This is a genomic window from Chamaesiphon sp. OTE_75_metabat_556 (genome assembly GCF_031378165.1).
GTDB lineage: Bacteria > Cyanobacteriota > Cyanobacteriia > Cyanobacteriales > Chamaesiphonaceae > Chamaesiphon.
This window is the reverse complement of record NZ_JANNDR010000146.1, coordinates 1-3,013: the sequence shown is the minus strand read 5'-3', so window position 1 is coordinate 3,013 and position 3,013 is coordinate 1. Positions and strand designations below refer to the sequence as shown.

Here is a 3,013-nt window from a genome sequence, read left to right as displayed (position 1 = left end):
CGATGAGCAATAAGCATTTTCATAGCCAAAGCAGGCATAAAGACAACTTTCACTGGGAGTGTCAACCCTTTTGTACGTGCGATCGTTAACTTTAAAGCCAGGATAATCGCGGGTTACTCTCTCTGCTAAGTACCCATCATTGCATTCATACCCAGCGAGGATTGACTGTTGAAGTAGGTCGGAACCATGCTTAAAGATCCAGTCTTCTTTATTTTTAACAAACAGATCGAGCCGATACATGCCATCAAAACCAGTAGGGAGCAGGACATTAGCGGAGTAATGACTGTTAAGTAAATCTGTGTCTGTAGCTTCTTCTCGATCGTGACTCAGGTATAAATTATAATTCCCCTCCCAAAATCCACTTTCACAGCTAGATATAATTAGATCTGCTGCAACTATAGCCGCTTGTTGAGACTCATAACACTCACTTCGATCTCGATAATTTATCCGCCAGTTTTTGATGTTTGAATCTGTCCGTTCGCTCATTATCTACCATCCATTCAAGCCTGTCAGGAAGCCACATTTGCACCAAGATTACCCAATTTCGGACTCCACCACGCCCCCTCCTTGCCGCGAAAATAAGCAACATCCTTGTGTTTGGGCTTACTTCTAGCTGCTGCATCCGAACACCTTAGCATCGACTTGGATTGCCCATCCTTATTGTAGCTATATTCTTCTAGCGGCTTCTGGCAAACCGGACAAGGATGTTCTGTTAACTTCGTTGGCGATGACTGTTCGGTTTTCGCCTGTGGAATCTGCCATTCATTCGATCGATCCGACCAAAACATTACTAACCCTTTACCCTCTGGATCTTTGCAGCCATCCTCACACTTGAGAAAATAGCCCTTCTTCACCTTTTTGGTAGGAACTTTGGACATTGGCTTGCTACAAGTCGGACATTTCGATCTCGATTTCTCCAAATCCTTACCCTGAAACGATCCATAATCCTGTTCTGGTAGATTCTTAGTAGCTTTACTTAATGCTGGCGCAAAATAGCTCCGGTTCCACTCAATCAGATAACTTTGCCATTTTTGCTGACCCTTCGAGATCGCATCAAGTTGAGTTTCCATTCCAGCGGTGAAGTCCGATTGAATCAACTCCGGTAAAGCTTGCATCAGAAAATCATCCACTTGCAAACCAACGGTCGTCGGTTGCACTTTGCTCTTCACTAGCTCCACATAATTGCGCTGCTTGAGTGTGGCAATCGTCGGAGCGTAAGTAGAAGGACGACCAATCCCGCGCCGTTCCATCAATTGAACGAGTTTTGGCTCGGAGTAACGCGGTGGTGGTTGGGTCTGCTTCTGCTCGTGACTGACATTATCTGTGGTGAGTGGTTGCTGAGGCTGGACGTTAGGCAGAACGGCATCACCGCTAATATCCTTCCAATACTTAGAGTAGCCAGCAAATTCCAGCATTTGTCCTCTGGCTTGCCACTGAATCTCGCCAGATTGAGTAACGATCGTGGTTTTACGAATCTGTGCGGGTTTACATTGAGACGCAATCGATCGCATCCAAATCATCAAGTACAGGGCGAATTCATCTGCTGAAAGCTGTTGTTTGAGTTCGCTGGATGCTTTGGTAATATCTGTCGGTCTGACCGCTTCGTGGGCTTCTTGAGCATCTTTAGAACTGCGCTGTTTGGCAACTTTGGTCGGTACGTTATCTTTGTCATGAGCGAGTAGCCATTCTCGTGCGGCTGTGCAAAAATCCTGACTGAGTTCGACCGAATCAGTTCTCATATAGGTAATCAACCCCGCTTCATAGAGCTTCTGGGCGATTGACATCGTGTGTTCGGGGGCGAACTTCAACCGCGATCCGGCGGCTTGTTGGAGCGATGATGTGATAAATGGGGCGGGTGGCTTTTTAGGGGCGAGTTTACCCTCGATCAATTTAACTTGATGGGGGCAAGATTTGCCAATCTCTACTAACCTTTCGGCTTCAACTTGACTCAATACCCGCGTCGATTCGGCGACTTTTTCGATCGCTCCAGCATCATCACTAGTTTCTTCGTCTGCTATTGGTGAGACAGCTTGGGCGGTACCATTGTAAAAGGCTCTGAATCCTTCAGCATAATCTACAAATACCGACCAATAATCTTGGGGTATGAATGCTTGAATTTCTCGCTCTCGTTGACAGACTAAATGGAGAGTGGCGGACTGTACTCGCCCAACGCTCTTCGCACCGTTATTCAGTCGCCAGATTAGCGGCGATCCTTTGTAACCCACCAATTTATCCAAACAATCGCGACACCTACCTGCTTCGACTAGAGCCATATCGAGCAAGCGAGGACTGGCGATCGCTTTTTTGACAGCAGACTCGGTAATCTCTTGATAGACCACTCGCTGGGGCTGTTTTAGTTTCAATACTTGAGCGATATGCCAGCCGATGACTTCACCTTCCCGATCTGGATCTGAGGCGATGAATACTCGATCTGCTCGTTCGGCTGCGGCAATGAGTCCGGCGATCGTTTGTTTGGCGCGATCGTCGCGGGGGATATAGCGGCAGTCGATCGTGTCTGCACCCAAGTCAAAGCCTAACGCACCATCCCCATCGTTAGCGAGTTGGCGAATATGCCCGATCGATGCCTTGACATCCCAGTCCGATCCGAGGATACTTTTGAGCTTTTTGATTTTGCCAGCAGATTCAACAATGAGCAGATTTCGCATAAATTTAGGTGAACTGAGATTCGGCTAAACGATCGAGTGAATCTCGTTGACGCAGCCTCTCAGAATGAGAATCGTTCGATCCACAACGATCTAACTATTGCTAATAAATAAGGGCAAGTGCTTACCACTTACAGAACTAAAAAATAATAAGCCTCAATTATAAATGTTTTATCGGTTTCAATTAAATTTATCTCTTAATATGAAACCACAGTATGACTTTCCGCTGTCAGTAATTGGAGAAAACGGGGATGGATAAATAGTTTATCGCGTCCGACCTTAGTTTCTTTCAATACCCCAATCTCACAGAGTTCTTTGAGATAATTCGCCGCAGTTTGGCGGTGAGCGAT

At 46.4% G+C, this 3,013-nt stretch carries 2 protein-coding genes and 1 pseudogene; all 3 read right to left on the bottom strand.

Translation table 11 applies throughout. The features are described from left to right. Window positions 1-486, bottom strand: a pseudogene (locus tag RMO27_RS06330) (hypothetical protein); the annotation flags it as partial. A gap of 23 nt (window positions 487-509) precedes the next feature. After that, on the bottom strand, window positions 510-2,666 hold the full coding sequence (gene topA / locus RMO27_RS06325; RefSeq protein WP_309730655.1) for a type I DNA topoisomerase: 2,157 nt from the start codon (window positions 2,664-2,666) through the stop codon (window positions 510-512). Window positions 2,667-2,860: 194 nt separating this feature from the next. Then, entirely contained in the window at window positions 2,861-3,013 is a 153-nt protein-coding gene (locus RMO27_RS23765; RefSeq protein ID WP_396133626.1) for a hypothetical protein, read from the bottom strand.